At 47.5% G+C, this 23171-nt stretch carries 22 protein-coding genes, 7 tRNA genes, 2 rRNA genes and 1 pseudogene (1 of these 32 only partly in view); 4 read left to right on the top strand and 28 right to left on the bottom strand.

What is annotated here, in order from left to right:
- Position 1: 1 nt before the first annotated feature.
- Entirely contained in the window at positions 2-1441 is a 1440-nt protein-coding gene (locus tag P401_RS0115380; protein ID WP_029343123.1) for a four-carbon acid sugar kinase family protein, read from the top strand.
- Positions 1442-1512: 71 nt separating this feature from the next.
- A complete protein-coding gene (locus tag P401_RS0115375; RefSeq protein ID WP_029343122.1) occupies positions 1513-2856 on the top strand; it encodes a GntP family permease in 1344 nt (447 codons plus the stop codon).
- A 42-nt stretch (positions 2857-2898) separates the two neighbouring features.
- On the opposite strand, the gene P401_RS0115370 is transcribed toward P401_RS0115375, so the two are convergent.
- Positions 2899-3750 carry a PPK2 family polyphosphate kinase gene (locus tag P401_RS0115370; protein WP_029343121.1) on the bottom strand — a complete coding sequence of 284 codons (852 nt, stop codon included), beginning with the start codon at positions 3748-3750 and terminating at the stop codon, positions 2899-2901.
- A 74-nt stretch (positions 3751-3824) separates the two neighbouring features.
- A complete protein-coding gene (locus tag P401_RS0115365; protein WP_029343120.1) occupies positions 3825-4679 on the bottom strand; it encodes an SDR family oxidoreductase in 855 nt (284 codons plus the stop codon).
- 122 nt (positions 4680-4801) lie between these two features.
- Between P401_RS0115365 and P401_RS0115360 the strand changes: the two genes are divergently transcribed.
- The gene (locus P401_RS0115360) at positions 4802-5134 is read left to right on the top strand and encodes a winged helix-turn-helix transcriptional regulator (protein WP_231681699.1); all 333 of its coding nucleotides are present in this window, start codon (positions 4802-4804) and stop codon (positions 5132-5134) included.
- 60 nt (positions 5135-5194) lie between these two features.
- Here P401_RS0115360 and P401_RS0115355 read toward each other — a convergent pair whose 3' ends face one another.
- From P401_RS0115355 to P401_RS0115340, 4 genes are all read right to left on the bottom strand, one after another.
- A complete protein-coding gene (locus P401_RS0115355; protein ID WP_029343118.1) occupies positions 5195-6187 on the bottom strand; it encodes an NAD(P)/FAD-dependent oxidoreductase in 993 nt (330 codons plus the stop codon).
- 64 nt (positions 6188-6251) lie between these two features.
- Complete coding sequence (locus P401_RS18125; protein WP_029343117.1) at positions 6252-7145, bottom strand: phosphotransferase family protein; 894 nt, start codon at positions 7143-7145, stop codon at positions 6252-6254.
- Positions 7142-7624: a GNAT family N-acetyltransferase gene (locus tag P401_RS0115345; protein WP_029343116.1), complete on the bottom strand. Its 483-nt coding sequence runs from the start codon at positions 7622-7624 to the stop codon at positions 7142-7144. The genes P401_RS18125 and P401_RS0115345 overlap by 4 nt, the downstream gene beginning before the upstream one ends.
- A 13-nt stretch (positions 7625-7637) precedes the next feature.
- Positions 7638-8198, bottom strand: a complete 561-nt coding sequence (locus P401_RS0115340; protein WP_029343115.1) for an isochorismatase family protein — start codon at positions 8196-8198, stop codon at positions 7638-7640.
- A 129-nt stretch (positions 8199-8327) separates the two neighbouring features.
- On the opposite strand from P401_RS0115340, the gene P401_RS18610 reads away from it, so the two are divergent.
- On the top strand, positions 8328-8501 hold the full coding sequence (locus P401_RS18610) for a hypothetical protein (RefSeq protein ID WP_156772479.1): 174 nt from the start codon (positions 8328-8330) through the stop codon (positions 8499-8501).
- Between the two features lie 37 nt (positions 8502-8538).
- On the opposite strand, the gene P401_RS0115330 is transcribed toward P401_RS18610, so the two are convergent.
- The 22 genes and pseudogenes from P401_RS0115330 to P401_RS0115225 all read right to left on the bottom strand — a co-directional run.
- Positions 8539-9138, bottom strand: a complete 600-nt coding sequence (locus P401_RS0115330) for a short chain dehydrogenase (protein ID WP_029343114.1) — start codon at positions 9136-9138, stop codon at positions 8539-8541.
- A gap of 38 nt (positions 9139-9176) precedes the next feature.
- Complete coding sequence (locus tag P401_RS0115325; RefSeq protein WP_051656324.1) at positions 9177-9944, bottom strand: alpha/beta hydrolase; 768 nt, start codon at positions 9942-9944, stop codon at positions 9177-9179.
- Positions 9945-9967: 23 nt separating this feature from the next.
- A complete protein-coding gene (locus P401_RS0115320) occupies positions 9968-10534 on the bottom strand; it encodes a hypothetical protein (RefSeq protein ID WP_029343112.1) in 567 nt (188 codons plus the stop codon).
- A gap of 66 nt (positions 10535-10600) precedes the next feature.
- Positions 10601-11050, bottom strand: coding sequence for a toll/interleukin-1 receptor domain-containing protein (locus P401_RS0115315; RefSeq protein WP_051656323.1), 450 nt, complete (start codon positions 11048-11050; stop codon positions 10601-10603).
- A gap of 56 nt (positions 11051-11106) precedes the next feature.
- Entirely contained in the window at positions 11107-11418 is a 312-nt protein-coding gene (locus P401_RS0115310; RefSeq protein ID WP_029343110.1) for a hypothetical protein, read from the bottom strand.
- Between the two features lie 261 nt (positions 11419-11679).
- Entirely contained in the window at positions 11680-12408 is a 729-nt protein-coding gene (locus P401_RS0115305) for a hypothetical protein (RefSeq protein ID WP_029343109.1), read from the bottom strand.
- 344 nt (positions 12409-12752) lie between these two features.
- Entirely contained in the window at positions 12753-14549 is a 1797-nt protein-coding gene (gene glmS, locus P401_RS0115300; protein WP_029343108.1) for a glutamine--fructose-6-phosphate transaminase (isomerizing), read from the bottom strand.
- A 412-nt stretch (positions 14550-14961) separates the two neighbouring features.
- A complete protein-coding gene (gene glmM, locus P401_RS0115295) occupies positions 14962-16317 on the bottom strand; it encodes a phosphoglucosamine mutase (RefSeq protein WP_029343107.1) in 1356 nt (451 codons plus the stop codon).
- Between the two features lie 29 nt (positions 16318-16346).
- Positions 16347-17633: a CdaR family protein gene (locus tag P401_RS0115290; RefSeq protein WP_029343106.1), complete on the bottom strand. Its 1287-nt coding sequence runs from the start codon at positions 17631-17633 to the stop codon at positions 16347-16349.
- Entirely contained in the window at positions 17633-18493 is an 861-nt protein-coding gene (gene cdaA, locus P401_RS0115285) for a diadenylate cyclase CdaA (protein ID WP_050676886.1), read from the bottom strand. Before cdaA ends, P401_RS0115290 begins: the two co-directional genes overlap by 1 nt.
- A gap of 79 nt (positions 18494-18572) precedes the next feature.
- A complete protein-coding gene (locus P401_RS0115280; protein WP_029343104.1) occupies positions 18573-19193 on the bottom strand; it encodes an anti-sigma factor in 621 nt (206 codons plus the stop codon).
- Positions 19194-19209: 16 nt separating this feature from the next.
- Positions 19210-19771: pseudogene (sigW, locus tag P401_RS17845) on the bottom strand (RNA polymerase sigma factor SigW).
- A 124-nt stretch (positions 19772-19895) separates the two neighbouring features.
- The gene (gene rocF, locus P401_RS0115270) at positions 19896-20804 is read right to left on the bottom strand and encodes an arginase (protein WP_029343103.1); all 909 of its coding nucleotides are present in this window, start codon (positions 20802-20804) and stop codon (positions 19896-19898) included.
- A 211-nt stretch (positions 20805-21015) separates the two neighbouring features.
- Positions 21016-21091: transfer RNA gene (locus P401_RS0115265), tRNA-Ala, on the bottom strand.
- Between the two features lie 9 nt (positions 21092-21100).
- Positions 21101-21172, bottom strand: a tRNA-Gly gene (locus tag P401_RS0115260).
- A gap of 6 nt (positions 21173-21178) precedes the next feature.
- Positions 21179-21251 (bottom strand) — tRNA-Lys (locus P401_RS0115255).
- A 4-nt stretch (positions 21252-21255) separates the two neighbouring features.
- Positions 21256-21337, bottom strand: a tRNA-Tyr gene (locus P401_RS0115250).
- 38 nt (positions 21338-21375) lie between these two features.
- A tRNA-Thr gene (locus P401_RS0115245) sits at positions 21376-21448 on the bottom strand.
- Between the two features lie 13 nt (positions 21449-21461).
- Positions 21462-21536: transfer RNA gene (locus P401_RS0115240), tRNA-Glu, on the bottom strand.
- Between the two features lie 2 nt (positions 21537-21538).
- Positions 21539-21613: transfer RNA gene (locus P401_RS0115235), tRNA-Asn, on the bottom strand.
- A 6-nt stretch (positions 21614-21619) separates the two neighbouring features.
- Positions 21620-21735: ribosomal RNA gene (gene rrf, locus P401_RS0115230) — 5S ribosomal RNA — on the bottom strand.
- Positions 21736-21781: 46 nt separating this feature from the next.
- Positions 21782-23171, bottom strand: a 23S ribosomal RNA gene (locus tag P401_RS0115225); it runs 1523 nt beyond the window's last position.

The raw sequence follows: 23171 nt of genomic DNA, 5'->3' as shown, positions 1-23171 counted from the left end.
AATGATCTCGACATTCCCGACATTACCAAGTAAAACGACACTTAACCAATTACCGTCTTTACCGGATGCAACAGTAGTCGATGAATTGTTAGTTGAGGCCTTACATCAGTTTCCTCATAAAATCATCGTTCTCGACGATGATCCAACAGGTGTGCAGACCGTCCATGGCGTCTCTGTCCATACTGACTGGACGAGCGAAAGTATCGAGGCCGGATTCAACGAAGACCAGTCAATGTTTTTTATTTTGACGAATTCTCGTGGGTTTACGCGTGAAGAAACACGACAAGTCCACGAAGATATCGCGGCTACCGTCCAAGCCGTTTCCGATCAACGGAATCAGCCGTTTATTTTAATTAGTCGTGGTGATTCGACGTTACGTGGGCATTATCCGCTCGAAACAGATGTCTTACGCCAAACTCTCGAACAACAGTCCAGTGGTCACTTCGACGGTGAAATCCTGATGCCATTCTTCCAAGAAGGTGGTCGTTATACGATCAACGATGTCCATTATGTGCTTGAAGACGACACACTCGTACCAGCAGGACAAACGGAGTTCGCAAAGGACCGGACGTTCGGTTATTCCGCTTCGCATCTTGGAGAATGGGCAGAGGAAAAATCAGATGGAGCTTTTCCGGCAGATGCCGTCATTTCTTTATCACTGGATGATTTACGGCAGGTCCGTCTTGACTCACTCGTGGCACAACTGATGAACGCTCAAGATTTCAATAAAATCATCATCAATGCGACGGATTATCTCGATGTTAAAGTCGCGACGATCGCCCTGATTCGCGCGATGAACGCAGGAAAACGATTTTTATTCCGGACGGCCGCGGCCTTTACGAAAGTCATTGGTGGAATCGATCAGCGCCCCCTCCTGACAAAAGAAGAACTCGTGTCCGATACGACGTCTGGCGGTTTGATCATGGTTGGATCACATGTCCAAAAAACGACAGAACAACTTGCGGAATTAAAAACGTGTGACTTCATTCATTTCATTGAGTTTGATGTCCATCTTGTCCTGTCTCCTGATCAATTCGAACAAGAAATCGATCGAATCATCACGACGGCGGAACAATTGATTACGTCTGGACAGACAGTTGCCGTCTATACGAGACGAGAACGTCTCGACCTAGGAGAGAATCAACAAGAGAATGAATTAAAGCTATCCGTAAAAATCTCTGATGCTGTGACAAGCATCGTCACCCGTCTGCATGTACGTCCAAGCTACATCATCGCTAAAGGCGGAATCACGTCGAGTGATATCGGGACGACTGGTCTGAAAGTCAAACGAGCAACTGTTGCCGGTCAAGTCAAACCGGGCATTCCGGTTTGGAAAACAGGAGCCGAAAGTAAGTTCCCCGGACTGACATACGTCATCTTCCCAGGGAATGTCGGTTCGAAGACGACGCTAAAAGAAGTCGCAGAGTTACTTCACACTTGATATTTTTGTAAGCGTATACAAGAGGTGAGTCATCACCTCAGCGGAATTCATGATATGAAGGAGAGATCTTGATGGTTACGGGTAATTTATTGGTCGTCATTTTTATTCTGTCTCTAGCTCTACTGTTCTTTTCCATCCTAAAGCTTAAAATCGAACCGTTTCTGGCACTTGTAGCGATCTCCATCTTGACGGCTTTAGCCATCGGGATGCCTGTCAAAGAAGTCGCCTCCGTCGTCACGACTGGTTTCGGGAACACACTCGCGGGTGTTGGTATCCTAATTGGTCTTGGTGTCATCTTCGGTCAGTTTCTTGGTGCATCGGGTGCTGTCGAAAAGATTGCCCAAGCTGTCTTGAATGTGTTCGGACCTAAAAAATCCTCTGCCGGACTTGCCCTGACCGGAACAGCGGTTTCTATTCCTGTCTTTTTTGATGCAGCTTTCGTCATCTTAAGTGGATTGATTCGTTCGCTTTCTTCTAAAACAGGCATCTCCGTCGTTAGTTTCGTTACGGCACTCGGTGTCGGTCTGATCGTCTCGCATAACATGATTGCCCCGACACCTGGACCACTCGTCGTCGCAGAAAATACAGGATCAGAGCTCGGCTTCTTTATTCTGTATGGGATCATCGTCGCCATTCCAGCTACTCTCGTTGGTGGTTACCTGTACGGTATGTTCATCGGAAAACGAATTAAGCATTCTGGCGACATCGAAGAACTCTCCATCGACCCAGCGGATTTACCGAAGAAAGAAATCGGCACAGGGCTTAGCTTCTTTATGTTAGCTCTCCCCATCGTCTTGATCTTATTGAATACGGTCTCTCAACTGCTGTTTCCCGGAACTTCGGTTGCGACGTTCTTTGGATTCATCGGTGAGAAAAACGTTGCCTTATTGATTAGTGTCTTTGCTGCTGTCATCTTATTGCGCCCATACATCGCAATCTCGAACGCACGCTTATACTCGGAAGCGATCAGTTCAGCCGGAATCATCATCTTGATTACCGGAGCCGGTGGTGCCTTTGGTGCCGTCATCAATAATAGTGGCATCGGGGATCATCTCATTACGACGATGCAAAATTGGAGCATCCCGGTTCTCTTGCTGGCATTCATCTTTTCGCAAATCCTTCGGGCGTCACTTGGATCAGCGACGGTCGCCCTCGTTACGACATCGAGTATTCTCGGTCCGATGGTCGGAGAATTAGGTGTGTCTCCCATTCTTCTCGGTCTAGCGATTTGTGCTGGTGGGATTGGACTTTCTTTACCCAACGATTCAGGTTTTTGGGTCGTCAACCGGTTTGGTAAATTGACGATTCCCCAAACACTCCTTGCTTGGACGGGCGGTGGCTTTATCGCTGGTTTAACAGCGCTCGCTACGGTCTTCCTCTTAAGCCTATTCACAGGGATCTTACCTGGACTCTAACTCAAAAATGCCATCGATGACGTTCATCGGTGGCATTTTTGTTCATTCATTTTCCAATCGTTTAATCGCCTCATCTAGCTGTTCCTGATCCTCTTCCGATAACTTCGGATATTGTGGATCAATTTCCTTCAAGACGTCATTCATGACTTCGGTGACGATATAGCGGGAATACCATTCGTCATCTGCCGGCAAGATATACCACGGTGCATACGATGTCGACGTCGCCGAGACGAGCTCAGCAAAAATCTCATGGTATTCGTCCCAGTGCTTGCGTTCCTCAATATCACTGAACGAGAATTCGAAGTTTTTCGTTGGATCCTTCAGACGCGTCAACAACCGTTGCCGTTGCTCCTCTTTTGAGACATGGAACAAGAACTTGACGACCCGGAAGCCGTTCTCAACGAGATAGCGTTCAAAGTCATTGATTTGGCGATAGCGCATCTGCCAGACGTCTCCGTCATCCGGCTTTTCTTCCTCCTCGAGCAAATCATGGATGCGTGGCGCAATGACTTCCTCATAGTAGGAACGGTTCAAGATGCCGACTTCCCCTTTTTCCGGTAGTCCTTCGTGGATCCGCCATAGATAATCGTGTTTTTGCTCCGTATCCGACGGTTTTTTGACGGAAATCGTCCGGAGTCCTTGTGCGTTCAAGTTAGAAAAGATGTAGCTGATTGCCTCATCCTTCCCTGCTGCATCAATCGCTTGCAGGATGACGAGGACGCCGTTCTTCTCTTCGGCATGCAAACGCCAGTGTAACTCTTGTAACGTCTCGACACTTTTCGGAATCCGCTTTTCTCGCAATTCCGCTTCCGAAATCTCATGTTTTTCTGATGTCGGGTAATTCGAAAACGAGACTTGCTCGCCTTCCTTAACACGATAGGATGACAGTTTCATGGTAGGGCTCCTCCTTTAATTGCTTCTAAAGGGGGTTTACCCTACTCGTTCATCCTGAAAACGTTCAGATGAACTTATCTTTTCAAAAGGAGATGGACTCCCACTTCTAGCGTCGTCACAGGACGACCGAGTAATTCTTCAAAATCAGTACTTTCTACTGCTAGAGTTCCGGCTGCGATATCTGCCTGGATACCAGTCAGCATTGGAATCAAGAAGTCAGGTAAGCCAGCTGCCTGCATCCGCTCGCCATAGGTCGCGCCATCTACTTCATCTAAAGCGACCGATCGGTTAAGCACTGTTCCGACTGCAGTTGCGAGTTCTGCTTGTGTATGCAATGGACCTGATAGTTCATAGATCGCTTTTGGATGCTCAAGCGTCAGTCCCGTCGCAATCGCTAGCGCATACTCATCTTGTAACGCCCATCCGACTTTGCCTTCACCTGCTGCCGTTAACCAGTCTGCGCCTTGTGCGACGGCCTCAATCGTTCCGAGTTCATTTTCGAGATACCAGTTGTTACGGAAAAAGACATACGGGATACCTGTCGCTTGAATCGCCTCTTCTGTGACCCGATGTGTTCGCGCAAGCCCGTTCGTGCTGTGTGCCGCATTGGCGATGCTCGTATAGCCGATCAGTTTGACGCCTGCTTCTTTTGCTGCCGTGACAGCGGCTTGGTGTTGCCGGATCCGCGTGCTCTCTTCACCGTCTGTCGAGATGATCAGCAGACGGTCGATGCCTTGAAATGCTTGTCCGAGTGTTTCCGGCTGATCGAAATCACCGTGTCGAACATCGATCCCTTGCGCCGTAAAGCTTGCCGCTTTTTCGACGTCACGGACACTAACCGCTATGTTTTCGTTGCCGACTTGTTCACTGAGATGTTGCACAATCCGCGCCCCTAATTTTCCGGTTGCTCCTGTAATTAACCATTTCATGATGAAACCACTCCTTTGAAGTTTGATGTTGTTCTTCATGATACGTCAGGTGATACACTAAAAAAAGTAGGCACTTATCTGAAACTAGGTCCCTCAAAACGAACCAATGGGAGAGGATGAACGTGGCTGTATTCGATTCAACGACCAATCAACGGACGGCTTGTCCGGTCACTCGGGTCCAACAGATGGTTGCTGGCAAATGGAAGATCATCTTGCTGTGGCACCTGACACACGGGACGCATCGTTTTCATGAACTGCAACAATTAACAGGCATCTCTAAAGGAACATTAACGCGTCAGCTTCGTGAGCTCGAGGCGGATGGTTTGATTCAACGACACGTCTTTGGCGAAGTTCCTCCTCGCGTTGAATATTCCCTGACGGATGCCGGACATAGTTTTTTACCGATTCTTGACCAAATGGCAGCTTGGAGTGAACAACACTTCCAAGCGGAATGACCGTGAGTAACAAAAAACATGCACTTCTTCTCGATTCAGAAAAGAAGTGCATGTTTTCGTTCATTCCGTCGCTGTCACCGTCTGACGTAAGTGGGTATCGATGGCTTCAGCGACGCGTAACCCAGAGATGACGGCACTCTCGACGCGCGTCCGCCCTGACGCATCATCGGCTTCAAGGAACGCATCACCAGCAAGCCAAAGCGGATGTGCCGCTAGTTTTAAGTATGGTGTCCGGTAAACCGCGCGTGCCTGAGCATAACGCCAACGTTTGAGCTGACGCGAGACGATCGTCACCGGTCCGAGTTGCTGTTGTAACAGACGCTCGACTTCAGCGAGTGTCTCTTCTTCCGGACGCTCGTACCAGTCTTCACTGAAGCGGGCTGTCATATAGACGCTCAGGAGTGTCGTCTTCGAAATCTGCTTCTCGGCATTATTGACGAGCTTCAACATTCCATCGACGAGTTGTTCATCTTGTAGACCGACTTCTCCGATCGTGAGTCGCTCTTCGATTTCAAACAGACCAACGAATGTCGGCTCGAACGTCACCTGACGCAACTGCTCATGATCGTCCTCTCCGAGTGTCAGATCAGAAGCCTGCAACAGTTCATATGCTTGCGGCACAGGCGCCGTCACGAGTAACGCATCATACGTACCTTGATGATCTGTCGCTTGTGTGACGAGTTCGTCCTCCGTTGCCATAATATGCGTGACCTGTTCATTCAACTGAACGGGAATTCCTCGACCAATGGCTTGTACAAGTTGATTCATGCCGTTTGTCGCAACGTAGCGTGGAAAGTCTTGTCCGAACCACTTACGAACCCATCCCTTCTCAAGCCAGTCGTCGACTTCACGTTCCAACTCTTCCGTCCGAACCGTGAAGAAGACGGCCCCATGATCCGCTGTTCCTTCATCAACACGACGAGTCGCCATTCGCCCCCCGACGCTCTGGCTTTTTTCGATGATTTCAACAGTATGTCCTGCCGCCTGTAATTGACGTGCCGCAAAGATCCCGGCGAGTCCACCGCCGATGATTCCGATTCGTTTTCCTGTCATCTTGCTTCCCCCTCCGATTCCTCATTTCCCTAAGTATAGAGGTTTCTTCCAAGACATGGGTGAATCAATACCCATCCGATATGCTCGTCGTCTGTAATTCCTGCTCGATAAGCGCGATGTTCTCCTCAAAGAATGCTCGGTGCTCTTCTAATCCACGTTTGATGCACCATCCGACGGCCGTGAGTGCTTCCCACAAACGATAGTATGAAAGATACGTCTCGATCGGCACGTCTGGGTGTAACGTCGCGTATCCTTCTTGAAATGCCGTGACGTAAATGGAACCGAATGTATTGAGATTACGGACGATCTTCGTGAAGTCCATCTCGACGGCCCCATAGCGGGTCGTCTCGAAATCGATCACCCCTGTGACTTGATCACCTACCGTCAATAAATTCGCTAGGCGGAAGTCACAATGTGTGGCAACGGGACGTGAAGGCTCCGGTAACAACTGTTCCCGTCTGACTAACTCTATTTGGATGTTCTCTAAAAAACCGGGGTCGAGTTCGGACGTGATGAACGGCATGAATCCATCGAGTTTTTCATTCCGAAAATACCGCCAATCCTGAACCGGATAGGCATAAAATCCATCTTCCGTATACTCGCCGTAGGATTCTCCTATGCACGTATGCAGCATTGCGAGCGTTCGACCAATTTCGTACGCCAATTTTTTAGTCATCGTAACCGGTGCCTGTCCTGGTAAGGCAGCAAGCACGAACGCCCCGGTCGTCTGCCCGGGAGCTGCCTCAGCTAAGATGTGCGGCACGGGTACAAACCCTTCTAGTGCATGAATCCAGCCACGCTCCCGGTACCACTTTTCAGTCGTATACGGGCGTTTCAAGAAAACGACCTGACCATCCGTTAGGACGAGACGATCGACTTCAGAACTATACGATTCGTCGACGGTCGCGCATACCACGACGTCGAGTTGAAAATGTTCAATCCATTCGTCTCGTGTCATGTTGTCGTCCCCAGCATTTTCTGTAGCGTTTCACCTGGTAGACCGTCAATCGGTCCCACATAGGTCGATTCAAAACCTAATCCGATCAAAATACGACGCGAAGCTTCATGTGCTGGATCAATCGTCGCCGTGACGACCCGCAACTCCTCTTCCGTCGCTAACTGTAACAGGCGCTCTGCAATCGCTGTACCGTATCCGCGTCCCCATTGATCGGGTAATAGCATGTAGCCGAGCTCTGCTTCGAACGGTTGCGTTTGACTCCGGGACATGTGCCCGATTCCAATCCATGTCTCTTCGGCATAAATCAGATACGATCCGAGTCGGTCGTGTTGCTGTTGTTCAAGGATTCGGTCAAAGCGTTGTTTCGTTTCCGCATCTGTTAATGCCTGCTCCGTGATATAACGCATGACACGTTCGTCTTGGACGAGCGTCGCGTAGCGTTCGTAATCGGGCGCTGTTATTTTTCGTAATTCAATCATCTTATTCTCCTCTTCATGTCCGGTAGTCATTGTGGGTTGGGGTGAAGACATCTTCCGTTGACGGACGAACGATCACAAAATGTTCGACGTTATAATGACCGTGCAAGACTTGATTATGGTGAGCGATCATTTGCTCCGGAGTCAGGACATCGGAGCCGTTCGTCGTGTGCCCATCGGCGACAAGCGTGACATCAAAGCCATGCACCGTCGCGCTGCGCACCGCGGTATCAATGCAGTGTTCCGTCTTACAGCCTAAGACAATCAGATGGTCAATTGATGCTTGCTGTAGATGTTCGAGCAAGGGGGTGCCATGAAACGCATTCGTCGCCGCTTTATCAAACGTGACACTTGACGCTGGAACGGGAATCGAGTCATGGACCGCAAACCCAGGTCCTGTTCCGCCAGCGACGTCGAGATCCCGAATGAAGACGACCGGGATATTCCGGTCGTCTGCTTCGAGTACGACCGCTTCGATGACGTGCGCGACTTGTTCCTTTAAGTATACTGGACGTTCTTCCGTGTTCCCGTCGACGAGTTCTTGTTGAAAATCAATCACTAGGACCGCTTGGTTCATCGTCATGTTCCTCCTTGTAAAATCGACTGTTTGTTTCCTTCCCGTTCATCTGAATGATTTCCTGCTCTTGACAGACGCGAAACTTTTTAGCTGTTGGATTCGTTAAGAAGAAGGAAAGGATGTGTCTGGATGATTTGGTTTGGCGTTATCTTCTTATGTGTACTTCTCGTTAATCTGACACTGGAGAAACTGATCATGAACCGGACGATGACAGGTCGCTGGTTCGTCCGTAACTTACTTATTTGTCTCGGAATCACTCTCTTACTATTCGGAATCGAACGTTATATCCTATCCGGATTCTAAAAAAGCAGATAGCGATTTTCGCTACCTGCTCTTTCATTTAATAGACTTCGTAATTTTGCCCCGTCTGTGCCCCTTCGACACTTTTCTCAAACGCCGTCGCGACACGTGACGCCGGAACGGCTTCAAAACCACGGAAGAAGGGTCCGTACTTTTCAAGTGACTCGATCAGTACATTCGGACTGACGCTGTTGATCCGAATGCCTCGTGGCATCTCGATCGCTGCTGCATGAACGAACGCTTTGACTCCACCGTTAGCAAGCGCAGCAGATGCGCCTTGGCGAATCGGATCGTCCATCATGATGCCGGTCGTCAGCGTAAAGCTTCCGCCGTCTCGTACTGACTCTAAACCAAGCAAGACGAGATTGACCTGACCTTTTAGTTTACTGTCGATCCCGATTTGATTAAGCTCCGGTGTTAAGTCCGTCAATGGACCAAAATGAGCGCCACCTGTGGCACTAATAACGGCGTCAACAGAGCCGACTGTTTCATACATTGCCCGAATACTTTCCTCTGATGTGATGTCGACTTGTACATCCGCTCCGGTTCGTCCGGCACGAATGATGTCATGCCGCCCACTCAACTGTTCGACGACTGCCTGCCCAATCGTTCCGCTTGCCCCTACTACTAAAACTCGCATGATCCCTTCCCCTTTCACGTCTAGCTTACCTATCTAGCCTACTGCACAGCAGATGATGGTTTCAAGGAATGTACCGGATGGGTCTTCAAGAAGATAAGGATTTCTTCGAACAAACGCTGTTTGTCCCGATCGAGCGTCAGTAAATGTTTACTGTTCGGAAGAAGGACCTTTTTCTGATCTTGGCTCGGCACCGTCGTTTCGATTCTCTCGAGACTTGCATGATAGACGGCATCATCCAAGGCACCAAGGAATAGAGCGATGGGCTGTGTGATACTCGGTAAGACAACTCCTGTGTCGAGAATGAACTGTTGCAGTGCTCGTAAGTCTTTTTCTGGGCGTGGAAAATGACGGTCGACAAAGTCTACGATCCACTCCGGCGAACGATCGTCAAATTGAAAATACCGTTCCGTATAACGAAGGACGCGGTGCTCGAGTCCGGCAATCGTCCGCTCAAGAATCGGCGTCGAGAGTAAGATGAGTCCGGCACATCCTGACTGTTCTGCCAGTCGAAGTGCCATTACTCCACCGAGTGATTGTCCGATCAAAAAGATGTCTTTGTGTCCTCGATCTTGTAAAAACGCGAGTCCGACTTGCGCGGACTGCCAGACGTCTTCGATCGTCGTCTCAAACAAGCGCTCCGGCGATTCCCCGTGCCCGGCGTAATTGGGCGCGTAACAGGTGTACCCGGCTGCATGTAAAAAACGAGCGAGACCACGCATCTCATTCGCACTTCCAGTAAAACTATGTAACAACAAAATAGCAGGTCCAGGTCCTTCTAAGTACAGATCCTTTGATTTCGTAATCAAGTGCGCACCTCCTTTTCATCTCTTCAGACTTCCTCTACCGAAGCATCCTCCCGTAACGATTCTATAATCCGAAAGCCTGGATAGTCCGCTTCGGATCGTCGTTCCCCACTCGTCCGGTAATAAGCATTCCAGTAACTGATCATTCGGTCTTCGGTCCGCTTCATGTATCTTGGGTCATCCTCGACGAATTGTCGTTTCACTTCCGAATCCCATTGCTCGATTACGGGTACGATGCTGTCGACAATTTCACGGACGTACTCACTAGCAAGTTCGATGATATAGGCGAGGACCCATCCGTCGCGCGGACGATTTTTAAGCAACTGCTGGAGATAATGCTCACGGACATAACCGTCATGATGACGGGTGTAGAGGCAATATAACATCGTCTGTTGTGTTGGCGTCAACTGTTCAATTCGCTCGGACGCGACTTCTGGCATGTATACGCGCATCGGAATCTGTATCTGTTCCTGCTCTACATTTACTTCGATCGCCCCTGGTGATAAGCGTGTCCATCCAAATGGTAGACATGCTTTAACGATCCGAACGTCCTGTTCATATCGTTTAGGGAATGCAACAATCCAGCGATTCATCTCGTTCTCCTTTTATAGCGAAACACTTGCTGTAATCTATTAAAATACATTCTATTAATCCTTTGTTTAAAAACCCTCCACTGCGATTTTATCTTTCATTGCATTGACTATCTGTTCTAGGGTATGTATAGAAGAATTCAATGCTTTAATATCAGGTAATGTAAGGTTGTATTGACTAATTTCTTCTATCGTAATATTATGCCAGATAGGTAAAATTAAAGAGTTTTGTTCTATAGCCATTCTCTGAAAAATAGCATTCAATTCATAGGTACCAGCCCAATGTTTTTTAAAAAAGTCTGTCGATAGAACTACTATACAGAAACGTGAGTTAATCAGTCCTCGGTCAATACTTTGTCGTATACTTTCTCCCCAACCAATCTGATCTGCATCATACCATGTTCTGATTCCCGCATCTTTCAAAGCCTTTGTTAGTGGTTCTACAAAACTTTGTTTATCTTCTGAGGCGTGTGAAATAAAAACATCATACTCTTTCTTTAATTCTAAACTAGATCTCACATGTGCATGTTCTACATTCTTATTTATACGTTCTATTATTTTTTTTATTTCTTGTTCTAACTTTTTATCAAATTCTGATATCTCTTCCCCAAAGTATTCTGCATTTTTTTATCTTTGTAAGATTTATATTCTACTAAATTTTCCAGCAAACGAGCGACTTTTAGATTAGATTCTCTCTCTAAAATTTGACGCATTTTATTGGCCTTAGAGCAGTATTCTTCATAACCTTTACCCTCGTAAATTTCAATATTGATTGAATCATAGATAAATCGCTCAAATGTATTGTTAGAAAAATCTAATACATAACCACTTTCCATTTTCAAAAAATCTTCTATATAGTTTTTTTCAATTGATTTTAACTCAGCCATTATTCTCGCCCTTCTTTCATATTAATATAATAAGTAATCTGAACATTTATATTGAATTTTTCATTATAATGAGTTGATAAAAAATCATATACTTAAGATTAGTCCATTCCAGATTTTCCTTATATATTAACTATCAAGTAACTCTTTTAACATATTTCGAACCTCTCAGGTCTTTATAGTAAAGGTGATAATAAACAACAACTGAATACAGCATATTCTTTGTATATAAGTTTATAAATAAAGTTAGTATTCAGTTGCCAATTAATTATTCCAAGGACATGAGCTAATATAATCAATATTCCACTTCAATTTTCTAAATATTTTAAAATCATGTAAATTATCAAATTGTAATTGAGATAATTCGCTTAACAAATGTTGATGTAAATTCGATGCAATTTTTGGTTCCTCATACATTCCATATAAATAATTTACAAAGTATAGTTCGTCAGCATCTTTTAAAATAATAGGTACTTTATTCCCTTCCCAACTATAAAAATTCATATTAAATTTTACATTTTCTATCGATTCACACTCAGGAATTATGTCTAAATTCATAACTTTAGGATCTATTATTATTCTAGGAAAGTCCGCCAAACTACTTTCTAACTTATATGCTCTTATAAATGCCGGTCCATAAGCTATTGTATTTTTATGGTATAAATCTCCGGCAGAAATGCCTCCCCTGATTAAAATACCCTCATCTGCTAATATTTTTTGAATAAAATTGATACGCATAATAAAAGTAGAAAAGCTGACTGTATCGATATATCTTTGACTAACGACCAAGCTGTCAGAGAATTGGACCATTTCAAAATCTCTGTTTTCTTCTTTTTTCTTTTCTTCGTTATAATTAACTTGATGTTGTATCTGTTCCAATGCTCTAAAAATCTTATCTCTATATTCTTCATCCTGCACACTTTTCTCTACCATTGCACTAAACCCTAAAATATCAATAAATGCTACCAATCTATGTTCATACTGTTGATTCATTAATTTTCTACCCTTCTCTATAAATTTTTAATTTATTTGCTCAAGTACTTTTTGATATATTTTATATCTTTCAAGCGGGGTGTAAAATTTTTTTAAAACACGCCCTGAAAACTTAAAAACAACGATTTCGTGCTAACCTATTGCTTCCTTCAATTCACTTTTTAACGTACGATGCCCTTACTTTTTTTTACATAAAAATACCCCTTTAGACTATAGTAATCTAAAGGGGTATAACGGTACAATTTTTTATAAAAAGTATAATTTTTTTAAAACGGCATATTTTTTACGATATACGGTACAAAGTTATTTCATATCTATATATCGTTTGGAGTCGATTTGTTTTCTTATTCAACCGTTACCGACTTCGCCAAGTTACGTGGCTTATCGACGTCACAGTCGCGACCGAGTGCCGCGTAGTATGAGATCAATTGAAGTGGTAAGACAGACAAGAGCGGTGACAAGAGTGGCTCGACTGCTGGGATGACGAATGCATCCGTTGGCAATTCAAGACCTTCTGCTGCGATGACACACGCATTTGCACCACGTGCGACGACTTCCTTGACGTTACCACGGTTGTTAAGGTGAACGTGTGGTTGTGTCACGAGCGCGATAACCGGTGTGTTGTCTTCGATCAAGGCGATCGGACCGTGCTTGAGCTCTCCACCCGCGTATCCTTCTGCTTGGATATACGAGATCTCTTTGAGTTTCAATGCGCCTTCCATCCCGACGTACGCATCTTGTCCGCGACCGATGAAGAACGCGTTGCGTGACTCAGACAAGTATTCTGTCGCGATTTCTTGGAAACGATCTTTTTGAGACATGACTGATTCCATCGCACTTGAGATTTTACCGAGTTCCTTCATGAGATCGAAGTTGACGGCAACCCCTTTCGCTTGAGCAAGGTCAAACGCAAGGACAGCAAGAACAGCGATTTGAGCTGTATAGGCTTTTGTTGAAGCAACGGCGATTTCTGGACCTGCGTGGAGCAATAATGTTGCGTTTGCTTCACGTGACAATGTTGATCCTGGAACGTTCGTGATCGTCAGTGCCGGGTGACCGAGTTTCTTCGCTTCGACGAGAACGGCACGGCTATCCGCTGTTTCACCTGATTGTGAAAGGAAGAGGAAGAGCGGTTTCTCTGTCAATAGTGGCATGTTGTATCCGAACTCAGAAGAGATGTGCACTTCTGTCGGGATGCCTGCGATTTGTTCGATCAACTGTTTCCCGATCAAACCAGCATGGTAGCTTGTTCCGCAACCGATGATGTAGACACGGTCACGACCGAGTACGAGATCACGGACTGATTGGTCGAGTGTGATGTCGCCTGCTTCGTTTTGATATTTTTGAACGATGTTACGGATGACCGCTGGTTGCTCATCCATCTCTTTAAGCATATAGTGCGCGTACGTTCCTTTTTCGATGTCTGATGCATCGATTTCAGCCGTGTACGCTTCACGCTCTTGGACGTTCCCGTCGAGATCTTGGATCGTCACGCTATCACGCGTCAAGATGATCATCTCACCATCATGCAACTCAACGAATTGATCCGTTACTTGTAACATTGCCATTGCGTCTGATGCGACGACGTTGAACGTACCGTCACCGAGACCAACGAGAAGTGGTGATTTGTTTTTTGCGACGTATAAGACGTCTGGATTTTCAGCATCGATCAATGCGAGGGCATACGAACCGTGCAAGACGCGGAGTGTTTGACGGAATGCTTCCGCGACGTCACCTGTCTCGTTGAAGTTCTTTTCAATCATCTGAACGATGACTTCTGTATCCGTGTCGCTGAGGAGATCGACATTCAATTCTGCTTTTAGCTGCTCATCGTTTTCGATGACGCCGTTGTGCACGAGTGTGAAACGTGCTGACGCACTTTGGTGCGGGTGTGCGTTTGGTACGCTTGGGACACCGTGTGTTGCCCAGCGTGTGTGTCCGATTCCGACTGTGCCGTCTGCATCAGCAGGAACGACTTCGCGTAGCGCAGCAATCCGGCCTACTTCTTTGTGGACTTGAACGCCGTCGTTGACGAACGCAAGACCTGCCGAGTCATAGCCGCGGTACTCGAGCTTTTCGAGACCTTTTAATAAAATTTCCTTCGTGTTGACCTGTCCGATCATACCTACGATTCCGCACATGTTACATCTCTCCATTTACAAGTATTTCCCTAAAGAGGAAACGGCTCTTGTTGAGAGGATCCCGATCGGTCTGTTTGTCCGTCCAATCACTTGGACGATTTCAGAACGATTTACGGTATGGATCTGGTACCGGGAGGCATCCGCCGAATGATTCGATAAACCTCCACCTCGTCAGCTTTCATCCTACGAAGAAAGCCCTGGCGCTTCTTGTTTCCGTCTGACCCCGTTTCTGTCCGACTTCACCATCATACGAACTTTAATGTGAAAAAGCAAGAAAGGTAACGTATTTGTAACTATTCCCGATATTTTTCTATTCAATACGCATAATCCCTATTTTTTGTAAAAATATCAATCTATTTTTCTAAAATAATTGTAAAAAAAGAAGCAGAGCAATCGCTCTGCTTCGGGTTGCTTAGTTTTCTTGTAACGCGTAGTTCTCACGAACGACGTTCGCGATCCGCTCGACGTACGCATCACACGCTTCTTGTGTCGGAGCTTCCGCCATGACACGAACGAGTGGTTCTGTTCCTGACGCACGGACGAGAATCCGTCCGTTGCCCGCCATCTCCGCTTCGACTTCTGCAATGATCGCTTGCACGGCAGGGCCGCTCATTGCGCCATTTTTGTCTGAGACACGGATGTTAACGAGACGTTGTGGGAAGATTGGCATCTCAGCTGCAAGTTCCGATAACTTCTTCCCTGTCGCTTTCATGATTTGCAACAACTGGACGCCTGATAACATACCGTCCCCTGTCGTTGAGTAGTCCATGAAGATGATGTGTCCCGACTGTTCGCCACCGAGTGTATAGTCGTTCTTACGCATCTCTTCAACGACGTAACGGTCACCGACCGCTGTCTGAAGCGCCGTCATCCCGTTTTCTTCGACGGTTTTATGGAAACCGAGGTTACTCATGACCGTCGCGACGATCGTGTTGTCTTTCAAACGACCGAGTTCGTTCAAGTATTTCCCGCAGATGAACATGATTTTATCGCCATCCACGATATCGCCGTTCTCATCGACTGCGATCAAGCGGTCGCCGTCTCCATCAAACGATAAACCAACGTCCGCGCCTTTTTCCTTAACGAAGGCAGCAAGATGTTCAGGGTGTGTCGAACCGACACCATCATTGATGTTGAGTCCGTTCGGAGTTGTACCGATCGTCGATACTTCCGCTTCCAAGTCACCGAATAGACGTGGTGCGAGGCTTGACGTCGCCCCGTGTGCGCCGTCAATCGCAACATGGATGCCTGAGAAATCTTCATCTGATGTCTGACGAAGCATGTGGAGATATTTCTGAGCCCCTTCATAGTAATCATGAACGAAGCCGAGTTCTTTTCCGGCTGGACGTGGCAATGTATCTTCTGCTTCGTCGAGTAATGCTTCGATTTCAAGTTCTGTTGCGTCATCGAGCTTAAAGCCGTCTGAACCGAAGAACTTGATCCCGTTATCTTCCACTGGATTGTGCGATGCAGAGATCATGACTCCGGCTGTCGCATCCATCGTTTTTGTCAGGTATGCGACACCTGGTGTCGAGATGACACCAAGACGCATGACTTCTGCACCGATTGATAACAGACCCGCGATGAGTGCATTCTCAAGCATTTGACCAGATACACGTGTATCGCGTCCAATCAAGACTTTTGGTCGTGTGCTTTCGTGTTTCGTCAACACGTAACCACCTGTTCGACCGAGGCGATACGCAAGTTCCGGTGTCAATTCTACGTTTGCGACGCCGCGTACGCCGTCAGTTCCAAAATACTTACCCATGTGTTATTTCCTCATTTCACTAATTTGTTTTAATTGGTCGGAATCGATGTCCGGGGAATCGCTTTTAATGTGACATCCATATTATCCGGACGCAGGACATCAAAGGCTTTTGATGTCTGATACGAGATCGGCAATCCATGCGTTCCTTCTTTTAATCCTGTCACGTCGATGACCGCTTTGATATCCGTCGCATCAATCGATGCTAAATCAGATTCTTTCCCGCGGACGACGACATCAATCGTTTGATTGTAATCAATCGTATACTTTGATTCATCGAATCCATTCAACGTGACCGTCACACCCGGAATCGTTTTCTCCGCTCGATCCTCGACAGTTTCTGTCGTCGAATTGGCATTTTCTTTTTCGACGACGATATTGACAGTGACCTGTGTCGGATCCATCGCTGTCGCGTTTTCCGGTTCAACGAGTTTGACGGTTTTTTCCGTCGTCTTCGTCAATCCTTTGAGCGAGACCGCTTCCGTATCAACAGAACCGATACGCTCTAGTTCTTCTTTTGTTCCATATAGACGAGCTTCCGTCGTGACGGGAACGATCTTGACGACAGTATATCCTTTTTTAACGTTGTCTTTTGTCTTCACATTAATCGGTACCGTCTTACTTTCCTTATAGATCGGTACTGTGATTTCTAATTGTTCCGGTTGATAAGATGCACTGATCGTATTCCCGTTCGTGTCAGTCGCTTTAGCATTGAACGTCTCTTTGAACGTCTCTGCCCGACCGGTCACATCGATCGGTACTTGGATTGCTGAAATCGCCTGTAACTTCTCTGCGCCTCCCGTGACTTCAACAGTTTGTTGGTTCGGTTGCGCTTCCCCAGCGACATATCCTTCAGCGATTTTGTTTTTATTGAGTAAGGCGACTTGTACCGGTACTTCCTTTGTAATCTTCTTATCGAGGAAGACTTCGATTGTCTCCTGTTTCGGCGTCACCTCGACATCTTTTCCGAAGCCGGTTGCTGTGACACGGACACGATGATAGCCAGGGTCGAGTCCTTTCAAATCAATCGATAATCCAAAATCCTGGACGAGCCGGAGCATCGTCAAACTACTCGACGGACCTTTGACGGTCACTTCCATGCTATCTGGAATATTATAGGCGATCCACTGCGATTCATCATACTGGACCGTGACCGGCACGTCAAATTTCGTCGAACCTTGTCCTGCAATCGGTAATAGACTAGCGGCATCACTTTTTCCCGTCGTATTCGAACCTGCGACCATCAAATACAACATGACGGCCAAGGCGACGGCAACGATGCGTAAAAACCAGCGTTCATTGAACCACTTTTCGAACATTATTTTTTCGCCCCCATCCAGTTCAAGAAGGAAGTATTCGTCGGTTCGGCTTTGACGATCGTCTCAAGTAACTTCGTCCGTAAGGATTCTTCGTCGAGTTCCCGGTACAGACGTCCATTGATGGCGAGTGAGACACCACCCGTTTCTTCCGAGACGACGAGCGTGACGCTATCCGTCACCTCACTGACACCGATGGCAGCACGGTGACGTGTTCCAAGCTCTTTTGAGATATGTGCACTCTCAGACAGCGGTAAGTAACAAGCGGCTGCTGCTAACTTGCCTTGCTGGACGATGACGGCACCATCATGTAAAGGAGTATTCGGAATGAACAAATTGATTAACAACTGACTCGTGATTTGTGAACCAAGCGGAATGCCCGTCTCCACGTATTCACTCAGTCCGGTTTCACGTTCAATCGTCACGAGTGCCCCAATACGACGTTTTGACATGTACTGAGCAGACGATACGAGTGCATCGACGATTCGAACTTGTTCATCTTCATCACTGATGGCACTACGTGAGAAGAATTTACTCGTTCGTCCTAAGTGCTCCAGTCCACGCCTTAGTTCAGGTTGGAAGATGATGATGATCCCCAGTAACCCGTAGGTGATGATTTGATTTAGTAGGAATTGCAGTGTTTTGAGTCCAAAAAAGCCACTCAGGAACCAACTGATCAAAATGACCGAGATTCCTTTAATGAGTTGGACTGCTTTTGTTCCTTTGACGATGATCATGAGACGGTAAATGACGAACGTCACGACCGCGATATCAATCACATCATTAATATAATCGTACCAATGTACGTTTTCTCCCAGTTTCAACAATTGAAATTGAAGTGGTTGCCAGCTGAAGTAATTCACCAACCGTGCCCCCTAACTCATCTGATTTAAACAGTTTCCATTATAGCACAAAGGGACGAGTTCGACTCGTCCCAGCTGATTATTGAAATAGACGCTTGATTCCGTACCAAACGCGTTCGAATAATTGATCAATTTCCTTGATTTCTCCGGTCACGCTACCAGCACTCGCCGTGTACGCTTTCCCGTCAACGGTCATGACATCGCCATTGACTTTCCCTTCGATTCGGACGTTCCCACCTTCGACATATAGATCTTGATCGACCGTGACGCCTTTCGGGACGACGACCTCGCCATTTTGAGCGACGATACCTGGTGCATTCGTATAGGATAAGTCATGTTCTTCTTGTGCCATATAACCACCTAGGCTACCGACCGACAAGAGTAAGAAAACAGCCGCTGCCGCGAGCAATGGGTACTGCTTCATCTTACCTCCAAAACGAGACGGTTGCGGTTGGTGCAGCAAAGCAGCGCTTGGCGTCTCCACCTGGTCGGGCAATTGTGCCAGCACGCGGGATGTAAAATCTGCCGATAATTTGGGCGCTGGAAGTTGACGCAGTCGAGCATCAAGGAGTCGATACTCTTCGAACTCGTCCATCGCGTCTACTTCTCGTAACTCTGCTTCTAATCGCTCGAATTCCTCAGGTGGTTGATTTTGATCTAAATAATCCTGGATCCGTTCATGTACATGCTCTCGTGACATGGTGAGTTCCTCCTTCTCATCGTTTGGCAAAATGCTTCTTCAGCGCTTCTCGTCCACGATGAATTCTAGTTTTGACAGTAGCGACAGGTAATTCGATCATTTCACTGATTTCCTTTAGCGAAAGATCCTCTACATATTTCAGGACGAGTGGGACACGGTATTTTTCTGGTAAAGCTGCAATCGCGTCCCCGACTTCGTTTCGTTGCTCGTTATCGACCACTTGGTCCTCCGGCAAGGTGTCCTTGCTCTCGAGTTGTGAATACAATGTCAGTCCTTCAGTACCTGACATCTCAGCATCAAGAGAATAATCAGGTTTCTTTTTCCGTAATCGGTCAATCGATACGTTCGTGACGATTCGGTACAACCAAGTCCGGAACTTCCATTGTGCATTATACGAATCAATTTTCGTAAATACACGGATGAAGGCTTCCTGTGTCGCATCCTCCGCCTCCATTCGATCGCGCAAGACGCGGAAAGCCACAAGAAAGGCACCTTCCTTATATAGATCAAAGTGCCGCGAATGCATCACGGTCTCCCTGTTTCACTCGCTCAATTAAGCGTAGTGTCGTTTCTTCCACTTTGAATACCCCCCGCTCTATGCGGTCAATCTCTTATACGAAGTCGACCGATAAATGTTTCATCTCCTTTTAAATTGTAACAAAAAAACTTGAACCCCGATGAAAAGAGTTCAAGTTCTATCCATTATTTTACTAAGCGATGTGTTTCCATTGCCAAAAGTAGATCTCCGATTAGTTCATTCGCAAGTTCTGCTGTTCCGTTTCCTTCTTCAAGTAACGGATTCACTTCAACGAATTCAGCTGCAATGAAGTCTTCTGCCGTTGCGCAATGCTTGAGCACTGTCTTCGCATCGTCTAAGAAAATACCGTCAGCGACACGTGTTCCTGTACCGACGACGAGTGATGGATCGAGACCGTCCATATCGAAGCTAAGATAGAACGCATCCGTCGTTTCCTTCAAATAAGCAATCGCTTCTTCCATGATCGCGTCCATTCCCCGAGTTCGGATCGCTTCCATATCATAGACACGAATACCAAGACGATCAATCAGCTCTTGTTCGCCTGGATCAACGTCACGTAATCCGATGAAGACGAGATGTTCCGGTTGCAGCTTGACATCTGTTCCTCCGACTTCCGTTAAACGCTGATGTCCTTCCCCAAGGGCTACAGCGAGCGGCATACCGTGGATGTTACCAGACGGTGATGTTTCCGGTGTATTCAAATCACCGTGTGCATCGAACCAGATGACGCCAAGACGTGGTACAGTCTGACGTAACCCTGCAATCGTTCCGATCGCCATGCTGTGATCGCCACCGACTAATAACGGAAAACGTTGCTCCGATAACGCATCACGTACAATTAGATGCAAGTCATTCGTCGTGTGGACGACGCCTTCAAGACGTTTCAGCTTCGGATCTTCTTCTCGGACTGCATCCTCGGATAAAACAGCCGCTTCCCCGTAGCGTACTGCTTCTTGTCCCCGTGCTTCGAGTGTCGCGAGTAGACCCGCTTTTTCGACAGCAGCAGGTCCGTGTTCAGTGCCCGGCTTTCCTTGTCCATAACGGTACGGTACGCTGATATACGCGATGTTCATACGATATTCCCCCTATGTCATAGTCACTTCTACATACATTGTAAGCGGTAACAAACAAGTGGTTCAACTCAACAAAAAAACGCATGAATATACAAAAAAACACCGTGAAGGGAATCACGGTGTTCTTGCGTACGTACTCTGGTTATGCTTGGCATTTCATATAAAAAAAACTTAAGACGAACGAAACTCGCTTAAGATCTTTAAATAAAATTGGTGGAGCCTAGCGGGATCGAACCGCTGACCTCCTGCGTGCAAGGCAGGCGCTCTCCCAGCTGAGCTAAGGCCCCAAAAGAAAAAGCGGAAGACGGGATTCGAACCCGCGACCCCGACCTTGGCAAGGTCGTATTCTACCACTGAACTACTTCCGCAAGAAATGAGCCATGCAGGATTCGAACCTGCGACCCTCTGATTAAAAGTCAGATGCTCTACCAACTGAGCTAATGGCTCGACATGGTGGGGGGGCGGATTCGAACCGCCGAACCCGAGGGAGCGGATTTACAGTCCGCCGCGTTTAGCCACTTCGCTACCCCCCCAGTTTGTCTAGGAAACTTATACAATTGAGAAAAAACAGTGCCGGCAACAGGAGTCGAACCCGCGACCTACTGATTACAAGTCAGTTGCTCTACCAGCTGAGCTACACCGGCACAAAAAATATAATGGTGACCCGTACGGGATTCGAACCCGTGTTACCGCCGTGAAAGGGCGGTGTCTTAACCGCTTGACCAACGGGCCATTGGCTCCGCAAGTAGGATTTGAACCTACGACCTACCGGTTAACAGCCGGTTGCTCTACCGCTGAGCTATTGCGGAACGATCGCCTGGCAACGTCCTATCCTCACAGGGGGAAGCCCCCAACTACTTTCGGCGTTCAAGTGCTTAACTTCCGTGTTCGGCATGGGAACGGGTGTGACCACTTGGCTATCGTCACCAGACGACGGGCTCGCGCCCTCAAAACTGAAGTCATCAACAAGCATCTGCTAGAACAAGGCCTCGACCGATTAGTATCACTCAGCTCCACATGTCGCCATGCTTCCACCCGTGACCTATCTACCTCATCGTCTCTGAGGGGTCTTTCTTGATTACTCAAAGGGAAATCTCATCTTGGAGGGGGCTTCATGCTTAGATGCTTTCAGCATTTATCCCGTCCGCACGTAGCTACCCAGCGATGCTCCTGGCGGAACAACTGGTACACCAGCGGTGCGTCCATCCCGGTCCTCTCGTACTAAGGACAGCTCTCCTCAAATTTCCTGCGCCCACGACGGATAGGGACCGAACTGTCTCACGACGTTCTGAACCCAGCTCGCGTACCGCTTTAATGGGCGAACAGCCCAACCCTTGGGACCTACTCCAGCCCCAGGATGCGATGAGCCGACATCGAGGTGCCAAACCTCCCCGTCGATGTGGACTCTTGGGGGAGATCAGCCTGTTATCCCCAGGGTAGCTTTTATCCGTTGAGCGATGGCCCTTCCATGCGGAACCACCGGATCACTAAGCCCGACTTTCGTCCCTGCTCGACTTGTAGGTCTCGCAGTCAAGCTCCCTTCTGCCTTTGCGCTCTACGAATGATTTCCAACCATTCTGAGGGAACCTTTGGGCGCCTCCGTTACTGTTTAGGAGGCGACCGCCCCAGTCAAACTACCCGCCTGACACGGTCCTCCAGCCGGATCACGGCTGCGAGTTAGAGACTCTATGCATGAAGGGCGGTATCCCAAGGGTGACTCCTCCGAAGCTGGCGCTCCGGGCTCGACGTCTCCCGCCTATCCTGTACATCATGCACAAAGCCTCAATATCAGGCTGTAGTAAAGCTCCATGGGGTCTTTCCGTCCTGTCGCGGGTAACCTGCATCTTCACAGGTACTATGATTTCACCGGGTCTCTCGTTGAGACAGTGCCCAAATCGTTACGCCTTTCGTGCGGGTCGGAACTTACCCGACAAGGAATTTCGCTACCTTAGGACCGTTATAGTTACGGCCGCCGTTTACTGGGGCTTCGGTTCAAAGCTTCGCTTGCGCTAACCCATCCCCTTAACCTTCCAGCACCGGGCAGGCGTCAGCCCCTATACGTCATCTTGCGATTTAGCAGAGACCTGTGTTTTTGCTAAACAGTCGTTTGGGCCTATTCACTGCGGCTCTACTCATGTAGAGCGTCCCTTCTCCCGAAGTTACGGGACCATTTTGCCGAGTTCCTTAACGAGAGTTATCCCGCGCGTCTTAGAATTCTCATCTCGCCTACCTGTGTCGGTTTACGGTACTGGCGCCTTCCCCCTCACTAGAGGCTTTTCTTGGCAGTGTGAAATCGTGACCTACGTCCCTACGGGACTCCGCATCGTTCCTTGACTTTGGTGCCTGACGGATTTGCCAATCAGACGG

It is taken from the genome of Exiguobacterium acetylicum DSM 20416 (genome assembly GCF_000702605.1).
GTDB lineage: Bacteria > Bacillota > Bacilli > Exiguobacteriales > Exiguobacteriaceae > Exiguobacterium_A > Exiguobacterium_A acetylicum.
Note: the sequence above shows the minus strand (reverse complement) of the source record. Positions and strands in the feature narration are given on the sequence as shown.

What these genes read in the sequence shown, in the direction of transcription:
- P401_RS18610 (WP_156772479.1), top strand. Translation starts at nt 8,328, where the DNA reads ATGATTTGGTTTGGCGTTATCTTCTTATGTGTACTTCTCGTTAATCTG.
- P401_RS0115305 (WP_029343109.1), bottom strand. Translation starts at nt 12,408, where the DNA reads ATGAATCAACAGTATGAACATAGATTGGTAGCATTTATTGATATTTTA.
- P401_RS0115365 (WP_029343120.1), bottom strand. Translation starts at nt 4,679, where the DNA reads ATGAAATGGTTAATTACAGGAGCAACCGGAAAATTAGGGGCGCGGATT.
- glmS (WP_029343108.1), bottom strand. Translation starts at nt 14,549, where the DNA reads ATGTGCGGAATCGTAGGTATGATCGGACAGGTCAACACGAAGGAAATT.
- P401_RS18125 (WP_029343117.1), bottom strand. Translation starts at nt 7,145, where the DNA reads ATGACACGAGACGAATGGATTGAACATTTTCAACTCGACGTCGTGGTA.
- P401_RS0115280 (WP_029343104.1), bottom strand. Translation starts at nt 19,193, where the DNA reads ATGTCACGAGAGCATGTACATGAACGGATCCAGGATTATTTAGATCAA.
- P401_RS0115320 (WP_029343112.1), bottom strand. Translation starts at nt 10,534, where the DNA reads ATGAATCGCTGGATTGTTGCATTCCCTAAACGATATGAACAGGACGTT.
- P401_RS0115290 (WP_029343106.1), bottom strand. Translation starts at nt 17,633, where the DNA reads ATGTTCGAAAAGTGGTTCAATGAACGCTGGTTTTTACGCATCGTTGCC.
- rocF (WP_029343103.1), bottom strand. Translation starts at nt 20,804, where the DNA reads ATGAACATCGCGTATATCAGCGTACCGTACCGTTATGGACAAGGAAAG.
- P401_RS0115310 (WP_029343110.1), bottom strand. Translation starts at nt 11,418, where the DNA reads ATGGCTGAGTTAAAATCAATTGAAAAAAACTATATAGAAGATTTTTTG.
- P401_RS0115375 (WP_029343122.1), top strand. Translation starts at nt 1,513, where the DNA reads ATGGTTACGGGTAATTTATTGGTCGTCATTTTTATTCTGTCTCTAGCT.
- P401_RS0115345 (WP_029343116.1), bottom strand. Translation starts at nt 7,624, where the DNA reads ATGATTGAATTACGAAAAATAACAGCGCCCGATTACGAACGCTACGCG.
- P401_RS0115380 (WP_029343123.1), top strand. Translation starts at nt 2, where the DNA reads ATGATCTCGACATTCCCGACATTACCAAGTAAAACGACACTTAACCAA.
- P401_RS0115330 (WP_029343114.1), bottom strand. Translation starts at nt 9,138, where the DNA reads ATGCGAGTTTTAGTAGTAGGGGCAAGCGGAACGATTGGGCAGGCAGTC.
- P401_RS0115370 (WP_029343121.1), bottom strand. Translation starts at nt 3,750, where the DNA reads ATGAAACTGTCATCCTATCGTGTTAAGGAAGGCGAGCAAGTCTCGTTT.
- P401_RS0115340 (WP_029343115.1), bottom strand. Translation starts at nt 8,198, where the DNA reads ATGAACCAAGCGGTCCTAGTGATTGATTTTCAACAAGAACTCGTCGAC.
- P401_RS0115355 (WP_029343118.1), bottom strand. Translation starts at nt 6,187, where the DNA reads ATGACAGGAAAACGAATCGGAATCATCGGCGGTGGACTCGCCGGGATC.
- glmM (WP_029343107.1), bottom strand. Translation starts at nt 16,317, where the DNA reads ATGGGTAAGTATTTTGGAACTGACGGCGTACGCGGCGTCGCAAACGTA.